This is a genomic window from Variovorax sp. 278MFTsu5.1, assembly GCF_048305045.1.
In the GTDB taxonomy this organism is placed as follows: Bacteria; Pseudomonadota; Gammaproteobacteria; order Burkholderiales; family Burkholderiaceae_C; genus Variovorax; species Variovorax guangxiensis.
Genome location: NZ_CP157622.1, coordinates 4,872,661 through 4,894,025, shown reverse-complemented (window position 1 = coordinate 4,894,025; position 21,365 = coordinate 4,872,661). Strand labels below are relative to the sequence as shown.

The window sequence follows — 21,365 nt, the reverse complement described above, 5'->3', positions numbered from 1 at the left end:
TCGCGGCAGAGGGACGAAGGGCGATCCTCCATCCCGATGCGTACGGGCGCCATACGCAGCAATGCGTATGCACGAAGAAAGGGGCATGCCATGACGCATCTCACGCGCGGCGACTGCGCGAGCGCACTCCGCCTGCTGGAACAGCTGGAATCCGGGCAGTCGCCCGTGCGGCATCACGGCGTGCATGCAATCCGGCGCAACGCCGCGAAGGCACCGGGCCGGCGAGAGTTCCGCCGCGCATCGATGCAGGCCGAGCACTATCGCCGCGCGGGGCTGGAGCATGTGGTCGCGGTGGCGTTGCTGTACCGGCTGACCTGCGCGGATGTATCCGCGCGCGCCGTCTCGCCGCCAAAGCGCACTCCGGCCCTCACGCCGCGCGAAGGCGAGGTCATGCACTGGCTGGCGCGCGGCAAGACCGACGCCGAGATCGCCGCCCTGCTCCAGATCAGCCCCCGCACGGTGCACAAGCACCTGGAGCACGTGTACGTGAAGCTGGGCGTGGAGACGCGCACCGCGGCCGTGATGCGCGCGCTCGGCATAGGCAGCGCGCTCTGAAAGGTTTGCGTGGCCCTCAGCGCGAGGCCACCGCCGCCGGTGCATCTGCAGGTGAGACGCCGCGCCCGATCATCCACGCGCACACCGCCGACACCACGCCCGCGAACAGCACGTACAGGCAGATCTGCCATGGCTCGCCGCCGCCCGACTTCAGCAGCGCCGTCGCGATGATCGGCGTGATGCCCGAGGCGAAGATGCCCGAGAACTGGTAGACGAAGCTGATGCCCGTGTAGCGCACCTTCGCGTCGAACAGGTCGCAGAAGAGGGCGGCCTCCGGTCCGTACACCGAGGCGTAAAGGATGCCGAAGGGAATGATGATCGACAGCCACACCAGCAGCACGTTGCCGCCGCTGTGCGTCATGAGCCAGAAGCCCGGGAACGCCGACACGGCCGTGATGAGCGAACCCCACATGTACACGCGCGGGCGCCCCAGCCGGTCGGACATGCGGCCGAAGAAGGGAATGGCGAAGCACATCACCACCGCCGCGGCCATCACGCCCAGCAGCGCCTCGGTGCGGTTGATCTTGATGGTGCTCGTGAGGTAGTTGATGGAGAACACGCCGAAGATGTTGAAGAACACGCCGTCGATGTAGCGCGCGCCCATGCCCTTCAACACGTTGCCGGGATAGCGGCGCAGCATGTCCATGAAGGGAATGCGCAGCTCGGCGTTGCGCGCCTTCACGGCCGCGAACTCCGGCGTTTCCTTCACGTGCAGGCGGATGTACATGCCCACCATCACCATCGCGCCCGAGATCAGGAAGGCGATGCGCCAGCCCCACGAGAGGAACTGCTCGTCGGTCAGCAGCCACGACAGCAGCGCCACCACGCCCGAGGCCATGCACAGGCCGATGGCCAGCCCGATCTGCGGCAGCGAGGCGTAGAAGCCGCGCTTCTCCTTCGGCGCGTACTCGTAGGCCATGAGCACCGCGCCGCCCCATTCGCCACCCAGCCCGATGCCCTGCGCCACGCGCAGCAGCAACAGCAAGAGCGGCGCCGCGATGCCGATCTGCGCGTAGGTGGGCACCAGGCCGATGAGGAAGGTGGCCACGCCCATGATCATCAGCGTGATGATGAGCATGCTCTTGCGGCCGATCTTGTCGCCGAAGTGGCCGAAGATCACGCCGCCCAGCGGCCGTGTGACGAAGCCCACCGCGAAGGTCGTGTAGGCCAGCAGGGTCGACACCACCGGGTCGCTGCCCGGGAAGTAGAGCTTGTTGAACACGATGCCGGCCACCACGCCGTACAGGAAGAAGTCGTACCACTCGATGGTGGCGCCCACCAGGGCCGAAACCACCACCCTGCGAATCGCTTTCTCGTCGCTTGCGCTCATGTCTGTCTCCGATGAGGTTGTCGTGGCGGTCTCTGCGGACCGTGGGGTTCGTTCGATGCGGGAACTCACTGCGCGGCGGCTGCCGCTCTCGCGTCCTCTCTGATCAGGTCGACGGCCTTCTCGGCCATCATCACGGCGGGCGCGTTGGTGTTGCCCGACACCAGCGTCGGCATCGCCGAGCAGTCGATCACGCGCAGCCCCGCCACGCCGTGCACGCGCAGGCGCGCGTCGACCACCGCGAGCGCATCGGCGCCCATGCGGCAGGTGCCGGTGGGGTGGAAGATGGTGGCGCCGTTGTTGCGGCAGAACTCCAGCAGGTCGGCGTCGCTCGCCGCGCCGGGGCCGGGCTTCACCTCGCGCTTGACGTAGGGGCGCATCGCGGGCGATTCGGCGATGGCGCGCGCGGCCTTCACGCCGGCCACGGTGGTCGCGCGGTCGAGTTCGGTCGAAAGGTAGTTGGGCTGCATCTCGGGGGGCTCGGCCGCGTCGAGCGAGCGGATGCGCACGTGGCCGCGCGACTCGGGCCGCAACTGGCACACCGACATCGTGAAGCCCGAGTACGGATGCACCTTGCCACCCGCCATGTCGGCCGAGAGCGTGGCCACGTGGAACTGGATGTCGGGTGTGGCCGCCACCGGCCGGCCCTCGGCATCCGTCAGTGCGCGCATGAAGCAGCCGCCCTGGTTGATGCCCACCGCCAGCGGGCCGGTGCGGTGCAGCAGCCATTCGAGGCCCATGCCCATCTGTCCGAACCAGGAGTTGAGCTGGTCGTTGGTGGTGACGGGCTTGGTGCATTCGTAGCCCAGGCGGATCTGCAGGTGGTCCTGCAGGTTCTCGCCGACGCCGGGCAGCTCTTGCACCACCGGAATGCCGAAGCGATCGAGCAGCGCGCGCGGCCCGATGCCCGAGAGCTGCAGCAGCTGCGGCGACTGCAGCGAGCCGGCCGACAGCAGCACCTCGCCACGGCAGCGTGCGGTCTTCAGTTCGCCGCGCTGGCGGTAGGCGATGCCCGTGGCGCGCCTGCCGTCGAACAGCAGCCGCCCGGCCATCGCCTCGGTCTCGATGCGCAGGTTGGGCCGCCGCTTCACCGCCGGTGTCAGGTAGGCCTTGGCCGTGCTGCAGCGCCAGCCCTTGTGCGTGGTGAGCTGGTAGTAGCCGGCGCCTTCCTGTGCGGCGCCGTTGAAGTCGTCGGTGCGCGGCACGCCGGTCTGCACGGCGCCGTCGATGAAGGCTTCGATGAGTTCGTGCTTCGCCGCGATGTCCGAAACCTTCAGCGGCCCCTCGCCACCATGGAAGGCGTCGCCGCCGCGCTGGTTGCCTTCCGACCTGATGAAATAGGGCAGCACCTCGTCGTAGCCCCAGCCGGCGTTGCCCAGCGCGGCCCAGTGGTCGTAGTCCTCGCGCTGGCCGCGGATGTAGATCAGGCCGTTGATCGAGCTGGAGCCGCCCAGGGTCTTGCCGCGCGGCCAGTAGATGCGCCGGCCGTTCATGTTCGGGTCAGGGTCGGTCTCGAAGCGCCAGTTGTAGGTGGGGCTCCACATCGTCTTGCCGTAGCCGATGGGCAGGTGGATCCACAGCGACCGGTCCGCCGGGCCGGCTTCGAGCAGCAGCACCCGCGTGGCCGGGTCTTCGCTGAGCCGGCCGGCCAGCACGCAGCCGGCGGAACCCGCGCCGACGACGATGTAGTCGAACTCTTCTTCAGGCATGCAATGGTCCCGGGGGAGGTTCTGGAAGGGCGAGCGCCCTTGTTCGAACCGATCCTAGGTCATTGATTTTCGGAACGCAATGTTCCGTTTTTAACGTTTACCCGCATGCCAAGCCGGGTGGCTGCGGGGCGGGCCTTCCGATTCCTAAGCCAGTGCGCTATCCGCCGAGAGCCGAAGCACCGGCTCGGCGGCGCGCTCGGCAACGGCGTCAGGGCGCGCCTTGCCGACCCGGAAGGCCGAGACCGCCTGCATCAGCTGCCCGACCTGGATGTTCATGCTCTGCGCCGCGGCCGCGCTCTGTTCGACCAGCGCCGCGTTCTGCTGCGTGGCCTGGTCCAGCTGCGTCACGGCTGCGTTGACCTGCGCGACACCGGCGCTTTGCGCGGAGCTGGCCGTGCTGATCTCGCCGACGATGTTCGCGACCCGCCTGATGGAGTCGACCACTTCCGCCATGGTGGCCCCCGCGCGGTCGACCAGCGCCGAGCCGGCCTCGACGCGATCGACGCTCGCGCCGATCAGCGCCTTGATCTCCTTCGCGGCGTCGGCCGAGCGTCCCGCGAGGCTGCGCACTTCGGAGGCGACCACCGCGAAGCCCCGGCCCTTCTCGCCCGCGCGCGCGGCCTCCACGGCGGCGTTCAGCGCAAGGATGTTGGTCTGGAACGCGATGCCGTCGATCACGCCGATGATGTCCGCGATCCGCTTGCTGCCGTCGTTGATGCTCTTCATCGTCTCCACGACCTGCACCACGACTTCGCCACCGCGCATCGCCACGTTGCTCGCGCCGTGGGCGAGCCTGTTGGCTTCGGTCGCGCTGGCGGCGTTGCGCCTGACGGCGGCGTTGAGTTCTTCCATGGAGGCCGCGGTTTCCTGAAGGGAAGAGGCCTCGGCCTCCGTCCGGCGGGAAAGGTCGTTGTTGCCCTGGGCGATCTCCGCGCTCGCGACGGCGATGCTGTCGGCGCAGGAGCGGACCTGCCCGATCAGCGCGACCAGCTGGCGCCGCATGGCGACCATGGATGCCAGCACGCTACCCTGCGGCGCCTCGTGCGCGCCGTCGATCTCGCTCAGGTCGCCGTCGGCGACCCTGTGGGCCGCCACGCTGAGCATGGCTGGCTCGCCGCCCAGCGCCGAGAAGAGACGGCGCGCAATGAAGACGCCGAGCGCCACCGCCGCCAGCACCGCGAAGCAGCTCAGCGCGAGCAGCAGCGTCAGCTGCCTTGAATAGGCCGCCGCGGAAGCCTCGACATCCTTTTGCGATATTTCCGCGTTGTAGTCCGCGTATTCGACCGAGGCGAGCAGCAGCTGCAGGAGCAACGGCCTGCACGCAGTATTCATTCTTTCGATCGCCTCCTCGCGTTTTCCGGCGGCGGCGAGTTCGACGATGGAAAGGGCAATGGGCAGGTATTCCCTTTCGGTCTTTTCCATCTTTTCGAAGATGGCCCGTTCGCGCTGCGTCACATCGCTTTCCGTGTCGAGCGCCTTCTTGAGTTGCTTCAGTACGGATTGCAGCTTCTCGTTGCTGTCGACCGCCATCGCCTTGGCCCGATCGCGCTCCGCCGCCGATTGCACGAGCACCATTTCGCGCACGCCGATGGCCCTCCGGCTGGCGGCGATGCCGATCTCGGCCGTCAGCGCCTTGCGGTGCGCGATGCCGGCGACGTAGCTGGAGAACCGGTGGTCGGCCGCATTCAGCGAACGCAGTGCCAGCAGGCTCACAAGCAGCACCAGCAGCGCGAGGATCGTGAAAGTCCCGGCGAGCAGTTTCCGGGTCGAGATATTTTTCATGGGTCCGGTGTCAGGGTAGGAAAAAGCTGAATCGCAATAAGCGCCGTCGGAATTGGGCGCTCTTCAATCGGCGCGAATTCCGTGCTTTTCTTTTCGGTCGGGATTTCAGGTTCTTGAGGCCATGCGCGGCCTTTTTTTTGATCACAAATTCATCGAATTTGTTTACGAAAAAATTCCCGGACATTCTTTTGGGAGCCCAGCCGAATGCGCCTGCCTTTGCCGCACTGCATGCGCTGAATGGGGCCTGGAGATAGCGGGGCCGGGCAGTGGAACAATCGCCGTGGCCAGGCTGCGTCCATGGCCATACCTTTCCGGACCGACTTCTTTTCTTCACAAGGTTTATCCGCATGCCACGTTCCGCGCGCGCATCCGCCGCAGTGATTCCCGCCGCAGCGCCCCTCCAGGACGACGCGGAGTCCGCCGGCGTCTCCGGTTCCTCCGCCGAGCGCAGCCTGCGCCTGCTGGCGCTGCTCGCCAGCGAGGGCCGCGCGCTCACGCTGGCCGAGCTGGCCGCGCAGCTCGGCCTGCCCAAGGGCACGGCGCACCGCATCTGCACGCAGCTGCTGGCAACCGGCTTCCTGGCGCGCGATGTGGACGAGCGCTCCTTCACCGTCGGCCCCGCGCTGCGCCGGCTGGCCTTCGACACGCTCAACCACGGCGTGGTGCGCGGGCTGCGGCACGAGGTGCTGTCGGCCCTGGTGCGCCAGGTCGGCGAGACCTGCAACCTCACCACCCTCGACGGCGCGCAGGTGCTCTACCTGGACCGCGTCGAGGCGCAATGGCCGCTGCGCCTGACGCTCGACGTGGGCTCGCACGTGCCGCTGCACTGCACGGCCAGCGGCAAGCTCTTCCTGGCGCAGATGCAGGCAAAGGAGCGCGATGTGTTCATCGACGGACTGCCGCTGGAGCGCATGACGCCCAACACCATCGTCAAGGCAGCCGCGCTGCGCGCCGAGTGCGAGGCGATCGCGAAGCAGGGCTACTCCTGCGACCGCGAGGAATTCATCGCCGGCCTCGTGGCGGTGGCCGTGCCGGTGCGCGATGCGGCCGGCGCGGTGCGCGCTGCGCTGGCCGTGCATGCGCCCACGGCGCGCATGTCGATGGACGACGCGATCGGGCGCATCGATGCGCTGAAGGCGGCGGCGCAGAAGATGGCCGGGCTGCTCTGACTTCGGCCTCTTCAGCCTCGCAGCTTCGTCAGCTTCGAGTGGGCGAGCGGCCACAGAATCCGCCGCTCGCGACCCGCGCAAGAGGAAGAAAGACGAAACGCATGCCCAACGCCGCCAAGACCATCCGCAGCTTCAACGCCGGGCGCGATCCGGAACGATTGGCGATGAAATACGCCAACCTGCGCTCCAGCCCCTTCGTCTTCCTGCGCGGCACCTGCCACCTGTTCTACGACCGCCTGCCGGCCGGCCCGCTCTTTTCCAAGGCCCCCAATGCATGGCTGTGCGGCGACGCGCACCTGGAGAACTTCGGCAGCTACAAGGGCGACAACCGGCTCGTCTACTTCGACCTCAACGACTTCGACGAAGCCGCGCTCGCGCCGGTGACGTGGGAGCTGGCGCGCTTCCTCTCCAGCATCCTGGTGGCGGGCGAGGGCCCGTGCAAGAGCACCGCCGATGCAGATGCCCTGTGCAGGACCTTCCTCGATGCCTATGCCGGCGCGCTCGTGCTGGGCAAGGCCCGCTGGATCGAGCGCGACACCGCAGGCGGTCTCGTCAGGGACCTGCTCGACACCCTCAAGGCACGCACCCGCCCCGCGTTCCTCGACCGGCGCAGCGACCGCAAGGGCCGCAGGCGCTCCATCCGCTGCGACGGCAAGCACGCGCTGCAGGCCACCGAGGCGCAGCGCGAGCGGGTCACCAGGCTCATCGACAACTTCGCCGCCTCGCAGCCCAACCCCGGCTTCTTCAAGGTGCTCGACGTGGCCCGCCGCATCGCCGGCACCGGCAGCCTCGGCGTGGAGCGCTACATCGTGCTGATCGAAGGCAAGGGCTCGCCCGACGCCAACTTCCTGCTCGACCTGAAGCAGGCGCTACCGTCGTCGCTCGTGCCGCACCTGAAGAAGACGAAGCAGCCCGAATGGCCTTCGGAGGCGCACCGCGTGGTCGGCCTGCAGCGCCGCATGCAGGCCGTGTCGATGGCCTTCCTGCATCCCATCGTCGGCCGCAAGTCTTCGTACGTGCTGCGCGGCCTCCAACCCAGCGAAGACCGCGTGATGCTCGACGTGAACCGCGCGCGCCTCGCCGACATCCGCGGCGTGATCGCCGAGATGGGCCAGCTCATGGCCTGGGCGCAACTGCGCAGCTCGGGCCGCCAGGGCTCGGCCATCGCCGATGCGCTGATCGACTTCGGCGCGTCGGCGAAGTCATGGCGCGGGGACTTGCTGGATGCGGCGCATGAGTGTGCGGCGCAGGTGGTGGAGGATTGGGAGCTCTATTGCGAGGCGTATGACGCGGGGGTGATGGCGCCGCCGGCCTGACTGCCGACAGTCTTCACCACACCAGCCCGGCCACCGACCGCACCACGCTCATCGCCGCCAGCCCGATCAGCAGATTCAACACCAGCCGCCTGAACTGCTCCGGCGACACACCCTTGAAAGAGCGCTGCCCCCACCAGATGCCCGCCAGCATCGCAGGCGCCAGCCACAGCGCCCACTTGAGCGTGTCCGGCCCCAGCAGGTTGCCCGATGCGTGCGCCGACGAGGGCATCAGCGCAGCGCTGATGAGCGACACCACGTCGCTGAAGAGCAGCAGCGCGATCAGCGTGGCGCGCAGCGCGGCGGGGGCCATCTTCGCGGTGCTCAGCAACACCGCGACCGCGATGCCGCCGATGGCCGCCACGCCGTTGATGAAGCCCGAGGCCAGCCCGGCGGCCAGTCGCAGACCGCGCGTGGGCTCCAGCGCGACATGCGCGCCGCTGCGCAGCAACAGGGCGGCGGCCATCAGAAGAATGCCGATCAGCAGGCGCAGCGGCGTCTCGGGCAACCACGCGAGCAGCGCCACGCCGAGCGGAATGCAGATCAGGTTGCCGAGCATCAGCCAGCCCAGCCATGCCAGGTCGACGTCGCGCGCGATGCCGCGCAGCTGGCTCAGGCTGGCGAGGATCTCCAGCATGAAGATCGCGGGCACCACGAGCGCGGGTGAGATCACCAGTGACATGCCCGCCACGGTGATGGCCGAGAAGCCGAAGCCCGCGAAGCCGCGCACGATGCCGGCCGCGAACACCACGCAGAGGCTGTAGGCAAGCGTTGCTGGCGCCAGCGGCGGCACCAGCAGTTCGGCAGCCGTCATGCCTCGAAGAGCGGCATCAGCTTCAGTCGCTGCACCTTTCCGGAGGGGCCTCGCGGCAGGTCCTGTACGAAGCGGTAGTGGCCGGGCGATTTGTAGCGGCCGAGCGCGGTGGCGGCGAACTCGCGCAGTTGTTCTTCTGTGCAGGCGCAGCCTTCGCGCAGCACGATGCACACGCCGATCTCCTGGCCGTAGTGGCGGTCGGGCACGCCCACCGAGGCGGCCTCGAGCACGGCGGGGTGCTTCAGCAGGGCCTCATCGATCTCACGGGGCGCGATGTTCTCGCCGCCCTTGATGATGAGTTCCTTGATGCGGCCGGTAACGAAGAAGAAGCCGTCCTCGTCGCGGTGGCCGAGGTCGCCGGTACGCAGCCAGCCGTCGGGCGTGAAGCTTGCGCGCGTGGCTTCCTCGTTCTTGTAGTAACCGAGCATCACGTTCGGCCCGCGAATGACGAGTTCGCCGGTGGTGCCGTCGGGCACGGCCGCGAGCTGCGCGTCGACCACGCCGGCCATACAGCCCGAGGCGCGGCCGACCGAGCCGAGCTTGCGCGCGGCAGGGTCCATGGGGTTCGAGAAAGAGGGCGCTGCCGTCTCGGTGAGCCCCATGGTCTCGACGATGCCGATGCCGAACATCTGCTCGAAGGCGCGCAGGTGCTCCGGCGGCAGTGCGGCCGAGGCCGAGCGGCAGAAGCGGATCGACAGCGTCTGCGCGAGCGGCGGCTTCGGGCCTTCGAGCAGGTACGAGATCATGGTGGGCACCACGTTGATCCAGCTGCACTGCGTCTGCGTGGCCTGTTCCCAGAAGCGGCCGGCCGAGAACTTCGGCGGCATCGCGAGGCTGCCGCCGTGCGCCAGCGGCGCGAGCATGGTCACGGTGAAGGCGTTGATGTGATACAGCGGTAGTACCGCCAGCACGCGGTCGGACGGTCGCAGACCGTGCTCCTCGCTGATGGCGTGCGCATTGGCGGCGAGGTTGCGCTGCGTGAGCATCACGCCCTTGGGGTTGCCGGTTGTGCCCGAGGTGTACATCAGCAGCGCAACCGCGTCGGGCGAGGGCGGCGGCACGTCCGCGGCGGCTTCTTCCTCGCCGGGCAGCGCGTCGCCCTCGGGGTCGACCACGATCAGCTCCACCGGCCGGTCGAAGGCTTCGACGATGCCGCGCACTCGCGATTCCCACTCGGGCGCGACGCAGACCAAGCGGCAGTCGGAATGCGAGAGCACGTAGTGCATCTGCTCAGGCTGCGACAGCAGGTTGACCGGGTTCACGCGGAAGCCGCCGTGCATCGCGCCCAGCAGCAGCCTCAGTGTCTGCAGGCCGTTGGGCATGACGACCGAGACCGTGTCTCCCGGCTGCATGCCGAGCCCGCGCAGCACGGCCGAGACGCGGCGGCATTCGCGCGCGAGTTCGCCGTAGGCGATGTGCTGTTCCGATTCGGTGGCGCGCGCGTAGACCGCGTGCGGCTGCTCTCGTGCCTGGCGCTCGATCAGCGCATGCACCGTGGTCGCGGCCGCCGTCATGTTCACTTCGCGCCGTGGCTGGCGAAGAAGGCGCCGAAGATGTCTTCCTCGCTCGGCACCACCTCGGGAATCGGCCGCGACACGCGCGTGATGTTCAGGTAGTGCCGGTAGTTCATGTTGTCCGAGAAGTTGTTCCTGCCCCAGGTGCCGCAGCCCATCGAGAGCGAGAAGGGCAGCCCGTTGTCGAAGCTGCCGCCGGTGGCGATGCAGTGCGCCTGGTCGACGATGACGCGCGAGACCGGCAACGTGAGGCCTAGCGAGAGTGCGCGCTCGGGCATCGCGCTGTGAAGGCCCACGGAGTGGCCGGCGCCTTCGTACGAATAGATGCGCGCCACGGTGGCGGCGGCCTCGTCGAAGTCGCGCGCGGCGTACACCGCGAGCACCGGGCTCAGCTTTTCGCCGGAGAACGGATGGTCGTGGCCCACGCCGTCCTCGGCCACCATGAGGATGCGCGGATCGGCCTCGGCAATCGCCTGCCACGCCGCGCGGTTGGCGCCATCGACCTCGGCCGCGCGCTCGGCGATGACGCGTGCCGACTGCCCGATGACGGCGGCCGAGAGCTTGCCCTCGGGCCACATCAGCTTCTGCAGCGCGGCCTTCTGCGCGTCGGCGAGCATGACGGCGCCGCGGTCCTTCAGGGCCGAGAGCATCTTCGCACGCACCGCGTCGACGACGACGAGGCTGTTCTCCGACGAGCAGCTGGTCGCGTTGTCGAAGGTCTTGGAGCGCACGATGCGATCGGCTGCGGCCTCTACGTCCGCCGTTTCGTCGACGATGCCCGCCACGTTGCCCGCGCCCACGCCGAAGGCCGGCGTGCCGCTCGCGTACGCCGCGCGCACGTTGGCCTGCGAGCCGGTGGCCACCACCAGGTCGCACAGCCGCATCAGCTCGGCGGTCGACTGCTTGTTGACCGGCGCGGGCAGCAGCTGCACCAGGTCGCGCGGTGCGCCGATGCGGTCGAACTGCGCGTGGATGAACTCGATGAGCCGCGCCGCCGTCGACCAGCCCTTGGGCGAAGGCGCGACGATGACCGCGTTGCGCCCTTTGAGCGCATTGATGATCTTGTTGGCCGGCGTCGCGCCCGGGTTGGTCGATGGCGTGATGGCGCACACCACGCCCACGGGCCGCGCGATCTCGACGATGCCGCGCGCCGGGTCTTCGGCGATCACGCCCACCGAGCGTGCGCCGTGCAGGTCGCGCAGCAGGCCGAAGGTCTTGCGGTGGTTCTTGCGCACCTTGTCCTCGACGTTGCCCACGCCGGTGTCGGCCACGGCCAGCTCGGCCAGCTCGCGGTTGCGTGCCGGCTCGACGATGGCCCAGCCCGCCGCTACCACGGCGGTGTCGACCTGCGCCTGCGACCAGGTCTCGTAGATGCGCTGCGCGGCGCGGGCGCGCGCCACCAATTCGGCGATGGGGGAAGAGGGGGTGTTCGGGTGTTCCATGGGGCCTGCGTGGATCAATCCACCTTGATGTTTGCTTCCCTGGCGAGCTTCTGCCAGCGCACGAGTTCGGCGGTCACGACCTTGCCCAGTTGCTCCGGCGTGCCGCCCACGCCTTCGCTGCCCTGTGCGAGCAGCTTGTCGCGAATCTCGGGTTCCTTGACGACGGTGTTGATCACGCGGTTGAGCCTGTCGATGGCGGGCTTGGGCGTCTTCGCGGGCACGAACACGGCGTACCAGGAGTCGACGTCGAAGTCGGCGATGCCGGCCTCCTGCATCGTCGGCACGTCGGGAAAGGCCGCGCTGCGCCTGGTGGTCGATACCGCGAGCGCCTTGAGCTTGCCGGCCTTCACGAACTGCGCGGCCGCCGGAATCGACACCCACAGCAGCGGCACCTGCCCGCCCATCACGTCGGTCACGGCCGGGCCGCCGCCGCGGTACGGCACGTGCGTCATCTGCGTGCCGGTGCGCAGCTTCAGGAGCTCGCCGGCCAAGTGGCCTGGCGAGCCGTTGCCCACCGATGCGAAGGAGATGCTGTCGGGCTTGGCCTTGGCCAGCGCGACCAGTTCCGCCACCGTGTTCGCCGGAAACTGCGTGTTGGCCACCAGGATCTGCGGCAGCGAGGCGACCATGCCCACGGGTGCGAAGTCCTTCGCGGTGTCGAAGCTCAGCTTCGCGTAGATGGCCGGGTTGATGGTGTGTGACGAGAGCGTGAACAGCACCGTGTAGCCGTCCGGCGGCGACTTGGCCACCAGCTCGGTACCGATGGAGCCCGCCGCGCCGCCGCGGTTGTCGATGAGCACCTGCTGGCCCAGCAACGCCGAGAAGCGCTCCTGCACGATGCGCGCGATCACGTCGGTGCCGCCGCCGGGCGGGTAGGGCACGACGAGGCGGATCGGCTTGTTGGGGTAGTCGCTGGCGTTGTCCGCCTGCGCGGCAAGGGGCGAGGCGACGGCAGCGAGCGCGGCGAGAGCCAGCATCCCGGCGCGATGCCAGGGGGCGAAGAACAACTTCATTCGGGTCTCCTTCTCTTTGTGATGGACATCGGCGACGGCCCGGCCGGTGCGGCGCCCACGCGATAGCCCAGCGTGACGCTGGCATCGCGCGCGCAGGCCATCAGGTGATCGGCCAGCCCGCGCGCCTGCGTGCGCGCGAAGCGGATCGAGGGCACGCTCATGCCGACGGCCGCCACGGCCTCGCCGCGTGCATTGAGCACGGGCACGCCGAGGCCGCAAACGCCGATGCGCCATTCCTCGCGGTTTTCTGCATAACCGCGGGCGCGGGAGCGTTCCAGTTCGTTGAAAAGGGTGCCGAATTCGGTGATGCTGTTCTTCGTGTGCGGCTCCAGCGTGCCCAGGCACTCCTGCAGCGCCGGCACGCTCAGGCCTGCCGCGGCGAGCAGCGCCTTGCCCGAAGCCACGCAGTACGCCGCCGCGCGACCGCCGATGCGCGAGTAGGCGGCCACCGGCAGGGGGCTGTCGAACTTGTCGAGGTAGACGATCTCCGCGCCGTCGAGCACCGCGAGGTGGATGGTCTCGCCCGTGGCCTGCGCGAGCTGCGCGAGATGAGGGCGCAGCAGCGACCCGATGTCGGATGCCTCGGAAACCATCGCCCCGAGTTCGAAGAGCCTGAGGCTGGGCCGGTAGGTGCTCGTGCCCGGGTCCTGCACGGCCCAGCCGCATTCGACCAGCGTCTGCAGCGTGCGGTGCGCGTTGCTGCGCGCCATGCCGAATGCCTGCGCCAGTTCGGTGACGCGGCAGTCGCGCTGCTGGCGCACCATCCATTCGATGGCGGCGAGGCCCTTGGCAAGCGTGGAGTCCATGAGGCTTGGCTTCTCTTGTTGTTCCAAATATTGGAACAGCGTTCTCGGATGTGAAACGCAATGTAAGAACGCCTGGTGCCCCTTGTCAATCAGGGACTTGGATGTAGTTCTAAATGCCTCAGCGGCGATGGCGTCCCGCCATGAGCCCGATCACCTCGCGGAAAATGGTGTTGCCGCTCGGGTTCGCCAGATCGAGCACATGGCTGCGGCTGTAGCAGGGGCTCAGGTCGAGGCCCACGCCGATGCCGGCGATCTCGATGTCGCCGCGCTGTTCCTGGCGCGCGACCACGTCGCGCAGGTGGTGGTCGAGGTAGTGCGCGTCGTTGGCGAGGTGCGTGGCGCTGTCCATCGGCGAGCCATCGGAGATCGCCATCAGCAGCTTGCGCGCCTCGCCACGCTGGCGCAGCCGCATGCAGGCCCAGTCGACCGCCTCGCCGTCGATGCCTTCGCGGAACAGGTCCGCCTTGAGCAGCGCCGCCATCGCGGGGCGCGCGCGTCGCCATGGCGTGGCCGCGTCCTTGAAGACGATGTGGCAGCGCTCGTTGAGCCGCCCCGGATGCGGCGGCCTGCCCGCGCGCACCCATTCGCGCTGCGGGCGTCCACCGTTCCACGCGCCGGTGGTGAAGCCCAGCACCTCGCAGGCCACGCCAGCCTGTTCGAGTGCTCGCGCGAACACGTCGACCATCATCGCTACCGGTTCGGCGTGCTCCTTCATCGAACCCGAGCAGTCGATGAGGAAGGTGACGATGCAATCGGCCAGCGGCTCCATGCGCTCGGTGCGGAACAGGCGGCGCTCGGTGGGCGAGGCCACGAGCTGCGCGAGGCGGCGGCCATCGACGAGGCCTTCCTCCTGCGCACCGTCCCAACCGTCGCGTTCGGGCTCGGCTAGCAGTGCGCGCAGCTCGCGCGCGAGGCGGGCGATGTTCACGCCCTGCGCGGCAATGCGGCGGTCGAGCTTCTCGCGATGGCCTGCGAGCACTTCTTTGCGTGCGAGCGTGGCGGCATCGTGTTCGCGGTCGTAGGCGTCGGTGAAGACGCGGTAGGCACCGCCCGCGCCTTCGAGCACCTCGCTGCGGCCCGACTCGGCGGTGGCGAAGCGCTCGACGATCTCCTGGTCCATGTCGGCCACCAGCGAGAAAACGCTGCGCTTGTCGTCCACGTGGGCATCGCGCGCGGCTTCGCTGTCTCCGTCGCCGGCCTCGTGCAGCATCGCGGCAACGATGCGCGCGATGGCGCGGGCATGCACCGCATAGGCCGCCTGGTCGGCACGGTCCTTGCGCAGGCCGGCCAGCGCGTGGCCGATCAGCGGTGCGAGCGCGAAGCGCGTGGCTTCGAGCATGTCCTCGGTTTCCTTGACGACCTGTTCGCCGTTGACACGCGCACGGCAGATCTGCGCCACGGCATACAGCAGCAGGCCGCGCGCGGTGTCGGTCAGCCCGGAGTGATGAAAGGCGAGCGACCACTGCTCGTGCCGGTGCCGCAGGTTGTGCCGCATGCCCACCATGACCTCTGGCGCCATCGCCTCGGCGCGGAACTGCTCCAGCATCTCGAACAGCATGCGCTCCACCGGCTCTTCGGGGCGCAGGCTCTGGTGCAGCGCCGCATCCGATGCGGTGAGCCGCAGCGCGAGCCCGTCGGCCACGCCACGGAAGGACGCGAAATCGTCGGTGTCGGGCGAGGGATGCAGGTGCGGCGCGAACCAGGGCAGCGCCATGCGGCCGCGGTGCAGGCGCCGTCCGCGAAAGTGCAGGTCGCGCTCGCCGCTGAATGCGCGCACCACACCCGCGCAGAGCTCGGCGACGAGTTCTTCCTGCCGCACGCGGCGCTGCATCGCGCTCGCGGGGCCGGCGGTCATTCGCGCGGGCCCGCCGAGAGCTGGTGCGATTCCTTCAGTTCGCGGTCGAAGCAGCGCTGGAAGTACTCGGCCACCAGCGGGCGTTCGGCGTCGTCGCACTTGTTGACGAAGGAAAGGCGGAAGGCCAGCGCCGGGTCCTTGAATATCTCGATGTTCTCGGCCCAGGTGATGACGGTGCGCGGCGACATCAGCGTCGAGAGGTCGCCGGCCGCGAAGCCCTTTCGCGTGAGGTCGGCCACGGCCACCATCGATGCGACCAGCTTCGTGCCCGCCTCGTCGGCCAGCGAAGGCACGCGCGCCTGCACGATGGCGATCTCTTCCGCGGCCGGCAGGTAGTCGAGCGAGGCCACGATGTTCCAGCGGTCGATCTGCGCGTGGTTGAGCCGCTGCGCGCCGTGGTAGAGGCCATTGAGGTTGCCCAGGCCCACGGTGTTGGCGGTGGCGAAGAGGCGGAAGAAGGGATGCGGGCGCAGCACCCGGTTCTGGTCCATCAGCGTGAACTTGCCGTCGCGCTCCAGGATGCGCTGGATGACGAACATCACGTCGGGCCGGCCCGCGTCGTACTCGTCGAAGATCAGCGCCACCGGCCGCTGCAGCGCCCAGGGCACGATGCCTTGCTGGAACTCGGTGACCTGCTTGCCTTCGCGCAGCACCACCGCGTCTTTTCCCACGAGGTCGAGCCGGCTGATGTGGCCGTCGAGGTTCAGGCGCACGCAGGGCCAGTTCAGCCGCGCCGCCACCTGCTCGATGTGGGTCGACTTGCCGGTGCCGTGCAGGCCCTGCACCATCACGCGCCGGTCGCGCATGAAGCCCGCAAGGATGGCGAGCGTCACGTCGGTGTTGAAGCGGTAGACCGCGTCGACCTCGGGCACATGGTCATCGCGCTCGCTGAATGCAGGCACGCGCAGGTCGGAGTCGATGCCGAACACCTCGCGTACGCTGAGCATCCGGTCGGGTCGAAGGTCGGCGGTGTCGGTCATGGCGGTTCCAGCGAAATGGGGTTCTTCAGGCTTGCGCGCGGTCGGAGGCCGCGTCGGCGTCGATTCGGCTCAGTGCCTGAGCGGCACGCTGCAATGCGGGCAGCAGCGTCTTCGCCTTGGCCGCGTCGAGCCGCATCACCGGCGCCTGCACCGCGATGCAGAGGTTGGAGGGGGCGTCGTCGCCCGAGGGCACCGGCGTGGCGATGCACAGCAGGCCGGGCAGGAACTCCTCGTGGTCGATGGCGTAGCCGTCCTTGCGTACGCGCTGTACTTCCTTTTCCAGCGCCTCGGGATCGGTCAGCGTGCGGGGCGTGTAGGTTTCGAGCGGCGCATGAGACAGCAGCCGGCGGCGCTGCGCCGCGCTCATCTGCGAGAGAAAGATCTTGCCGCTGGCCGAGCAGTGCACAGGCACGCGCGAACCCGAGTGCAGGTAGAAGCGCAGCGGCGCGGCGGTCTCCACGCGGTCGAGGTACACGACCTCGCTGCCCGAGAGCGCGGTGAGGTTGCAGCTCTCGCCGATCTCTTCCACCAGCTGGCGCAGTACCGTGTGGCGCGCGCCGTGCAGGCTGTCGTTGAGCAGCAGGTTCTCGGCCAGCCGCCGCAGCCGCGTGCCGATGCCGTAGTGCCGGCCGTCGCCTTCGCGCTGCAGCAGCCCCGCTCCTTCCAGCTGCTGCAGCATGCGGTGCAAGGTCGGTTTGGGCAGGCCGGTTTCTTCCACCAGGCCCTGCAGCGAATAGCGCTGGTCTTTCGCGGCCATGACTTCGAGCAGCGCGAACAGGCGCATGGTGGGCGAGTCACCACCCGAGCCGGCCGGTTCGGCGGCGTCCACGGAAAGCCCTTTGACGATCTTCATGGCGCGAATCATAGGTGTTTTACAAAAAAAGAGACAAGACGTTCCGATTTTTGTAAATTGTTTGACGCGGTGCCGATGCCGTCCTATATTCCGCCGGAATGAATTCCGGAACAAGAAGTTCCGACTTTTAGAGCGAAACCCGCCCCTTCATCCTTCCAGGAGACGCCTCCCATGAGCCAGAAGCAAGCCGCAGCCCCCGCACGCGAAGCCGTCAAGGGCGTGCAGAAGATGACGCCCTCCGAGGCTTTCGTCGAGACCATGGTCGCCAATGGCGTGACCGACATCTTCGGCATCATGGGCTCGGCCTTCATGGACGCGATGGACATCTTCGCGCCCGCGGGCATCCGCCTGATCCCGGTGGTGCACGAGCAGGGCGGCGCCCACATGGCCGACGGCTATGCGCGCGTGTCGGGCCGCCACGGCCTCGTCATCGGCCAGAACGGCCCCGGCATCAGCAACTGCGTGACGGCCGTCGCGGCCGCCTACTGGGCGCACAGCCCGGTCGTGATGATCACGCCCGAGACCGGCACCATGGGCATGGGCCTCGGCGGCTTCCAGGAAGCCAACCAGCTACCGATGTTCCAGGAGTTCACCAAGTACCAGGGCCACGTCAACAACCCCAAGCGCATGGCCGAGTACACCGCGCGCTGCTTCGACCGCGCCATCTCCGAGATGGGCCCGACGCAGCTGAACATTCCGCGCGATTACTTCTACGGCGAGATCCAGTGCGAGATCCCGAAGCCGATGCGCGTGGAGCGCGGCGCGGGCGGCGAGAACAGCCTGAATGCGGCGGTCGAGTTGCTGGCCTCCGCAAAATTCCCGGTGATCCTCTCGGGCGGCGGCGTGGTCATGGGCGACGCGGTGGAGGAGTGCAAGGCCCTTGCCGAGCGCCTGGGCGCGCCGGTGGCCAACGGCTACCTGCGCAACGATTCCTTCCCCGCGAGCCATCCGCTGTGGGCCGGCCCGCTGGGCTACCAAGGCTCCAAGGCCGCGATGAAGCTGATCGCGCAGGCCGACGTGGTGCTCGCGCTCGGCTCGCGCATGGGTCCCTTCGGCACGCTGCCGCAGCATGGCATGGACTACTGGCCGAAGGACGCGAAGATCATCCAGGTCGAAGCCGACCACACCAACCTGGGCCTGGTGAAGAAGATCACCGTGGGCATCCATGGCGACGCCAAGGCCACGGCCAAGGAGCTGCTCAAGCGCCTGCAGGGCAAGACACTGGCCTGCGATGCCACCAAGGCCGAGCGCGCCGAGAAGATCAAGGCCGAGAAGGCCGCGTGGGAGAAAGAGCTCGACGAGTGGACCCACGAGCGCGACCAGTTCAGCCTCGACGCCATCGAGGAAGCGAAAGGCGAGAAGACGCCCACCGGCGGCAGCTACCTGCACCCGCGCCAGGTGCTGCGCGAACTCGAGAAGGCCATGCCGCCGCGCGTGATGGTCTCCACCGACATCGGCAACATCAACGCCATCGCCAACAGCTACCTGCGCTTCGAGGAGCCGCGCAGCTTCTTCGCGCCGATGAGCTTCGGCAACTGCGGCTATTCGCTGCCCACCATGATCGGCGCCAAGTGCGCGGCGCCCGACCGCCCGGCCGTGGCCTATGCCGGCGACGGCGCCTGGGGCATGAGCATGGTCGAGATCATGACGGCCGTGCGCCACGACATCCCGGTGACGGCGGTGGTCTTCCACAACCGCCAGTGGGGCGCGGAGAAGAAGAACCAGGTCGACTTCTACAACCGCCGCTTCGTCGCCGGGGAGCTCGAGAGCGAGAGCTTCGCGGGCATCGCCAAGGCCATGGGCGCAGAGGGCATCGTGGTCGACAGGCTCGAGGACGTGGGACCGGCGCTGAAGAAGGCCATCGACATGCAGATGAACGAAGGCAAGACCTGCGTGATCGAGATCATGTGCACCCGCGAGCTGGGCGACCCGTTCCGCCGCGATGCGCTGTCCAAGCCGGTACGATTCCTCGACAAGTACAAGGACTACGTCTGAACTCAAGCCACCCCATGACCGGTTCGCTGCTGACGCTCAACGCGGGTTCGTCTTCCATCAAGGTCGCGCTGTTCGACGCGGCCGGCGATGGCGACGCCGCGCTGCCGGCGGCGCGCTGGTCGGGGCAGGCCGATGGGCTGGGCGCGGGCCTTAAGGCGCGGCTGCGTGTGCGAGATGCCGACGGGCAGGCCTTGCACGACGCGCCGCTCGAAGGCGCACAGGCTTCGCACCAGGGGGCGCTTGCGGCGCTGCTCGATTGGCACGCGAAGCAGTCGGGAGGAGGGCGCATCGCGGCCGTGGGCCATCGCATCGTGCATGGCGGCGCGGACTTCGTGGCGCCGGTGCGCATCGATGCCGGCGTGCTCGACGCGCTGGCGAAACTAGAACCGCTGGCGCCGCTGCACCAGCCGCACAACCTTGCGGGCGTGCGCGCGGCGATGGCGGCGTTCGACGGTGTGCCGCAGGTCGCCTGCTTCGACACCGCCTTCCACGCGGTGCAGCCCGAGGTCAACCGGCGCTTCGCGCTGCCGCGCGAGCTGCACGACGCGGGCGTGCGTCGCTACGGCTTCCACGGCCTTTCCTATGAATCCATCGTCGCGCAGTTCGCCCGTATCGCGCCCGAGCTCGCGCAACGGCGCGTGATCGTCGCGCACCTGGGCAACGGCGCCTCGATGTGCGCCATCGCGCGAGGCCGATCGGTCGCGACGACGATGACCTTCTCGCCGCTTGACGGGCTGACCATGGGCACGCGCTGCGGCCAACTCGACGCGGCCGTCGTGCTCTACCTGATGCGCTCGCGCGGCATGTCGGCCGACGAGGTCGAGGCGCTGCTGTTCCGCCAGTCGGGGCTGCTCGGCATCTCGGGCGTTTCCAGCGACATGCGCGTGCTGGAGGCCTCGGCCGAACCTGCCGCCGCCGAGGCCATCGGCCACTTCGCCGAGCAGGTGGTGCAGCACATGGGCAGCCTCGCGGCGGCGCTGCGCGGCGTCGATGCCATCGTGTTCACCGGCGGCATCGGCGAGAACGGCGCGGCGTTGCGCGAACGCATTCTCGAAGACTGCGAGTGGCTGGGCGTGAATGTCGATGCCGCCGCGAACCGCAGCGGTGCCGCACGGCTGACTACGGCCGAGAGTCCCGTCAGCGCGTGGGTGCTGCGCACCGATGAAGAAGCCGTGATCGCCAGGCACACGGCGCGCGTGCTGCGAGCCGCCGGCTGAAGACTTCTAGCGGCGCGGCACGATGGCGCCGCAGTGGCGCAAAAAGTCCGCCGTCGCGCGGCCCAGCAGCTTGTCGCGGTGCATCACCGTCGCCAGCCGCCGCACGCCGGCCGGCAGCCTCGTGCGCAGCTCCACCAGATGCCCGTCTTCCAGCGCCTGCGCCACCGTGTAGCGCGAGAGGCACGCGAGCCCGGTGCCCGATGCCACCACGCGCTTGATGGCCTCGGTGCTGCCCAGCTCGAAGCCCACGTGCACCTGTTCCAGATTCTGGATCAGCCATGCGTCCGTCACCTGCCGCGTGCCCGAGCCATGCTCGCGCAGCACCCAGGTGGCCTGCGAGAGCTGCCTGTGCGTGGCGACGCGGCCCGCCAGCTCGTGGCCGGGCGCAGCGACGATCACCAGTTCGTCTTCGCGCCAGGGCCGCACCACGAGGTCGGGGTGCGTCTGCGGGCCTTCGATGAAGCCCACGTCCACGTCGAAACCGGCCACTGCCTCGATCACGTCGTGCGTGTTCGCGATGTGCAGGTGCACTTGGCTCTGCGGATGCAGCGCCGTCCAGGTCGACACCCGCTCCGGCAGCAGGTACTCGCCGATGGTGAAGCTGGCCGCCACGCGCAGCGGCGCCGCATGCTCGCCGCTGAAAAGCGCCTCGACCTCCGCGGCTTGGTCCAGCAGCGCCTGTGCCTTGGGCAGCAAGGCACGGCCGTTCTCGTTGAGCACCAGCCGGCGCCCGAGCCGGTCGAAGAGCTGGACGCCCACCGAAGACTCCAGGTCGGCCAGGGCGCTGCTGGCGGCCGACTGCGAACGCGCGATGCGGTCGGCCGCGGCGCGGGTGCTGCCTTCGCGCGCGGTGGCGACGAACACTTCGAGTTGGCGCAGGTTCAGGCGCAGGCGGGAGCTCGATGCGGTGCCCTGCTGCTGATCAGTTTTTCCGGTCATGGTGAGCGATATTCTCTGCTTTTTCGTTTGATCGAGGCTGCATACCATCGAGCGGACCCCGCCTGAAAACAAAGGACCGCCA

General features: G+C 68.5%; 17 protein-coding genes. 5 read left to right on the top strand and 12 right to left on the bottom strand.

Annotation, left to right across the window (positions count from 1 at the left end):
* Window positions 1-90 precede the first annotated feature (90 nt).
* Window positions 91-555 (top strand): helix-turn-helix transcriptional regulator, encoded by a 465-nt coding sequence (locus tag ABL844_RS22725; protein WP_184641617.1) that lies wholly within the window; start codon window positions 91-93, stop codon window positions 553-555.
* A 16-nt stretch (window positions 556-571) separates the two neighbouring features.
* On the opposite strand, the gene ABL844_RS22720 is transcribed toward ABL844_RS22725, so the two are convergent.
* The 3 genes from ABL844_RS22720 to ABL844_RS22710 form a co-directional block, all read right to left on the bottom strand.
* Entirely contained in the window at window positions 572-1,885 is a 1,314-nt protein-coding gene (locus ABL844_RS22720; protein ID WP_418129013.1) for an MFS transporter, read from the bottom strand.
* A gap of 65 nt (window positions 1,886-1,950) precedes the next feature.
* Window positions 1,951-3,591 carry a GMC family oxidoreductase gene (locus ABL844_RS22715; RefSeq protein ID WP_418129012.1) on the bottom strand — a complete coding sequence of 547 codons (1,641 nt, stop codon included), beginning with the start codon at window positions 3,589-3,591 and terminating at the stop codon, window positions 1,951-1,953.
* 144 nt (window positions 3,592-3,735) lie between these two features.
* A complete protein-coding gene (locus ABL844_RS22710) occupies window positions 3,736-5,373 on the bottom strand; it encodes a methyl-accepting chemotaxis protein (RefSeq protein WP_418129011.1) in 1,638 nt (545 codons plus the stop codon).
* A 347-nt stretch (window positions 5,374-5,720) separates the two neighbouring features.
* Between ABL844_RS22710 and ABL844_RS22705 the strand changes: the two genes are divergently transcribed.
* Complete coding sequence (locus ABL844_RS22705; protein WP_418129009.1) at window positions 5,721-6,542, top strand: IclR family transcriptional regulator; 822 nt, start codon at window positions 5,721-5,723, stop codon at window positions 6,540-6,542.
* Window positions 6,543-6,643: 101 nt separating this feature from the next.
* Window positions 6,644-7,858, top strand: a complete 1,215-nt coding sequence (locus ABL844_RS22700; RefSeq protein ID WP_418129008.1) for a DUF2252 domain-containing protein — start codon at window positions 6,644-6,646, stop codon at window positions 7,856-7,858.
* Window positions 7,859-7,871: 13 nt separating this feature from the next.
* Here ABL844_RS22700 and ABL844_RS22695 read toward each other — a convergent pair whose 3' ends face one another.
* The 8 genes from ABL844_RS22695 to ABL844_RS22660 form a co-directional block, all read right to left on the bottom strand.
* On the bottom strand, window positions 7,872-8,669 hold the full coding sequence (locus ABL844_RS22695; protein ID WP_418129006.1) for a sulfite exporter TauE/SafE family protein: 798 nt from the start codon (window positions 8,667-8,669) through the stop codon (window positions 7,872-7,874).
* A complete protein-coding gene (locus ABL844_RS22690) occupies window positions 8,666-10,183 on the bottom strand; it encodes an AMP-binding protein (protein WP_418129005.1) in 1,518 nt (505 codons plus the stop codon). Before ABL844_RS22690 ends, ABL844_RS22695 begins: the two co-directional genes overlap by 4 nt.
* A 2-nt stretch (window positions 10,184-10,185) precedes the next feature.
* Window positions 10,186-11,625: an acylating sulfoacetaldehyde dehydrogenase gene (sauS, locus tag ABL844_RS22685; RefSeq protein ID WP_418129004.1), complete on the bottom strand. Its 1,440-nt coding sequence runs from the start codon at window positions 11,623-11,625 to the stop codon at window positions 10,186-10,188.
* Between the two features lie 14 nt (window positions 11,626-11,639).
* Window positions 11,640-12,638, bottom strand: a complete 999-nt coding sequence (locus tag ABL844_RS22680; protein ID WP_418129003.1) for a tripartite tricarboxylate transporter substrate binding protein — start codon at window positions 12,636-12,638, stop codon at window positions 11,640-11,642.
* A complete protein-coding gene (locus ABL844_RS22675) occupies window positions 12,635-13,444 on the bottom strand; it encodes an IclR family transcriptional regulator (protein WP_418129002.1) in 810 nt (269 codons plus the stop codon). The genes ABL844_RS22680 and ABL844_RS22675 overlap by 4 nt, the downstream gene beginning before the upstream one ends.
* Window positions 13,445-13,562: 118 nt before the next feature.
* Entirely contained in the window at window positions 13,563-15,299 is a 1,737-nt protein-coding gene (locus ABL844_RS22670; RefSeq protein WP_418129001.1) for a cobaltochelatase CobT-related protein, read from the bottom strand.
* Window positions 15,296-16,279 carry an AAA family ATPase gene (locus tag ABL844_RS22665; protein ID WP_418117274.1) on the bottom strand — a complete coding sequence of 328 codons (984 nt, stop codon included), beginning with the start codon at window positions 16,277-16,279 and terminating at the stop codon, window positions 15,296-15,298. The genes ABL844_RS22670 and ABL844_RS22665 overlap by 4 nt, the downstream gene beginning before the upstream one ends.
* A gap of 25 nt (window positions 16,280-16,304) precedes the next feature.
* Window positions 16,305-17,144 (bottom strand): IclR family transcriptional regulator, encoded by an 840-nt coding sequence (locus ABL844_RS22660; RefSeq protein WP_184641626.1) that lies wholly within the window; start codon window positions 17,142-17,144, stop codon window positions 16,305-16,307.
* Window positions 17,145-17,303: 159 nt separating this feature from the next.
* Between ABL844_RS22660 and xsc the strand changes: the two genes are divergently transcribed.
* Both xsc and ABL844_RS22650 read left to right on the top strand, forming a co-directional pair.
* Window positions 17,304-19,127, top strand: coding sequence for a sulfoacetaldehyde acetyltransferase (xsc, locus tag ABL844_RS22655; RefSeq protein WP_184641627.1), 1,824 nt, complete (start codon window positions 17,304-17,306; stop codon window positions 19,125-19,127).
* 14 nt (window positions 19,128-19,141) lie between these two features.
* A complete protein-coding gene (locus tag ABL844_RS22650) occupies window positions 19,142-20,344 on the top strand; it encodes an acetate/propionate family kinase (protein ID WP_418129000.1) in 1,203 nt (400 codons plus the stop codon).
* Window positions 20,345-20,350: 6 nt separating this feature from the next.
* Here ABL844_RS22650 and ABL844_RS22645 read toward each other — a convergent pair whose 3' ends face one another.
* A complete protein-coding gene (locus ABL844_RS22645; RefSeq protein ID WP_184641629.1) occupies window positions 20,351-21,283 on the bottom strand; it encodes a LysR family transcriptional regulator in 933 nt (310 codons plus the stop codon).
* Window positions 21,284-21,365 lie beyond the last annotated feature (82 nt).

Coding starts and splice junctions, on each gene's coding strand:
- ABL844_RS22690 (WP_418129005.1), bottom strand. CDS start 10,183: ATGACGGCGGCCGCGACCACGGTGCATGCGCTGATCGAGCGCCAGGCA.
- ABL844_RS22725 (WP_184641617.1), top strand. CDS start 91: ATGACGCATCTCACGCGCGGCGACTGCGCGAGCGCACTCCGCCTGCTG.
- ABL844_RS22705 (WP_418129009.1), top strand. CDS start 5,721: ATGCCACGTTCCGCGCGCGCATCCGCCGCAGTGATTCCCGCCGCAGCG.
- ABL844_RS22680 (WP_418129003.1), bottom strand. CDS start 12,638: ATGAAGTTGTTCTTCGCCCCCTGGCATCGCGCCGGGATGCTGGCTCTC.
- ABL844_RS22695 (WP_418129006.1), bottom strand. CDS start 8,669: ATGACGGCTGCCGAACTGCTGGTGCCGCCGCTGGCGCCAGCAACGCTT.
- ABL844_RS22700 (WP_418129008.1), top strand. CDS start 6,644: ATGCCCAACGCCGCCAAGACCATCCGCAGCTTCAACGCCGGGCGCGAT.
- ABL844_RS22660 (WP_184641626.1), bottom strand. CDS start 17,144: ATGATTCGCGCCATGAAGATCGTCAAAGGGCTTTCCGTGGACGCCGCC.
- ABL844_RS22720 (WP_418129013.1), bottom strand. CDS start 1,885: ATGAGCGCAAGCGACGAGAAAGCGATTCGCAGGGTGGTGGTTTCGGCC.
- ABL844_RS22710 (WP_418129011.1), bottom strand. CDS start 5,373: ATGAAAAATATCTCGACCCGGAAACTGCTCGCCGGGACTTTCACGATC.
- ABL844_RS22675 (WP_418129002.1), bottom strand. CDS start 13,444: ATGGACTCCACGCTTGCCAAGGGCCTCGCCGCCATCGAATGGATGGTG.
- ABL844_RS22665 (WP_418117274.1), bottom strand. CDS start 16,279: ATGACCGACACCGCCGACCTTCGACCCGACCGGATGCTCAGCGTACGC.
- ABL844_RS22645 (WP_184641629.1), bottom strand. CDS start 21,283: ATGACCGGAAAAACTGATCAGCAGCAGGGCACCGCATCGAGCTCCCGC.
- sauS (WP_418129004.1), bottom strand. CDS start 11,625: ATGGAACACCCGAACACCCCCTCTTCCCCCATCGCCGAATTGGTGGCG.
- ABL844_RS22670 (WP_418129001.1), bottom strand. CDS start 15,299: ATGACCGCCGGCCCCGCGAGCGCGATGCAGCGCCGCGTGCGGCAGGAA.
- ABL844_RS22715 (WP_418129012.1), bottom strand. CDS start 3,591: ATGCCTGAAGAAGAGTTCGACTACATCGTCGTCGGCGCGGGTTCCGCC.
- ABL844_RS22650 (WP_418129000.1), top strand. CDS start 19,142: ATGACCGGTTCGCTGCTGACGCTCAACGCGGGTTCGTCTTCCATCAAG.
- xsc (WP_184641627.1), top strand. CDS start 17,304: ATGAGCCAGAAGCAAGCCGCAGCCCCCGCACGCGAAGCCGTCAAGGGC.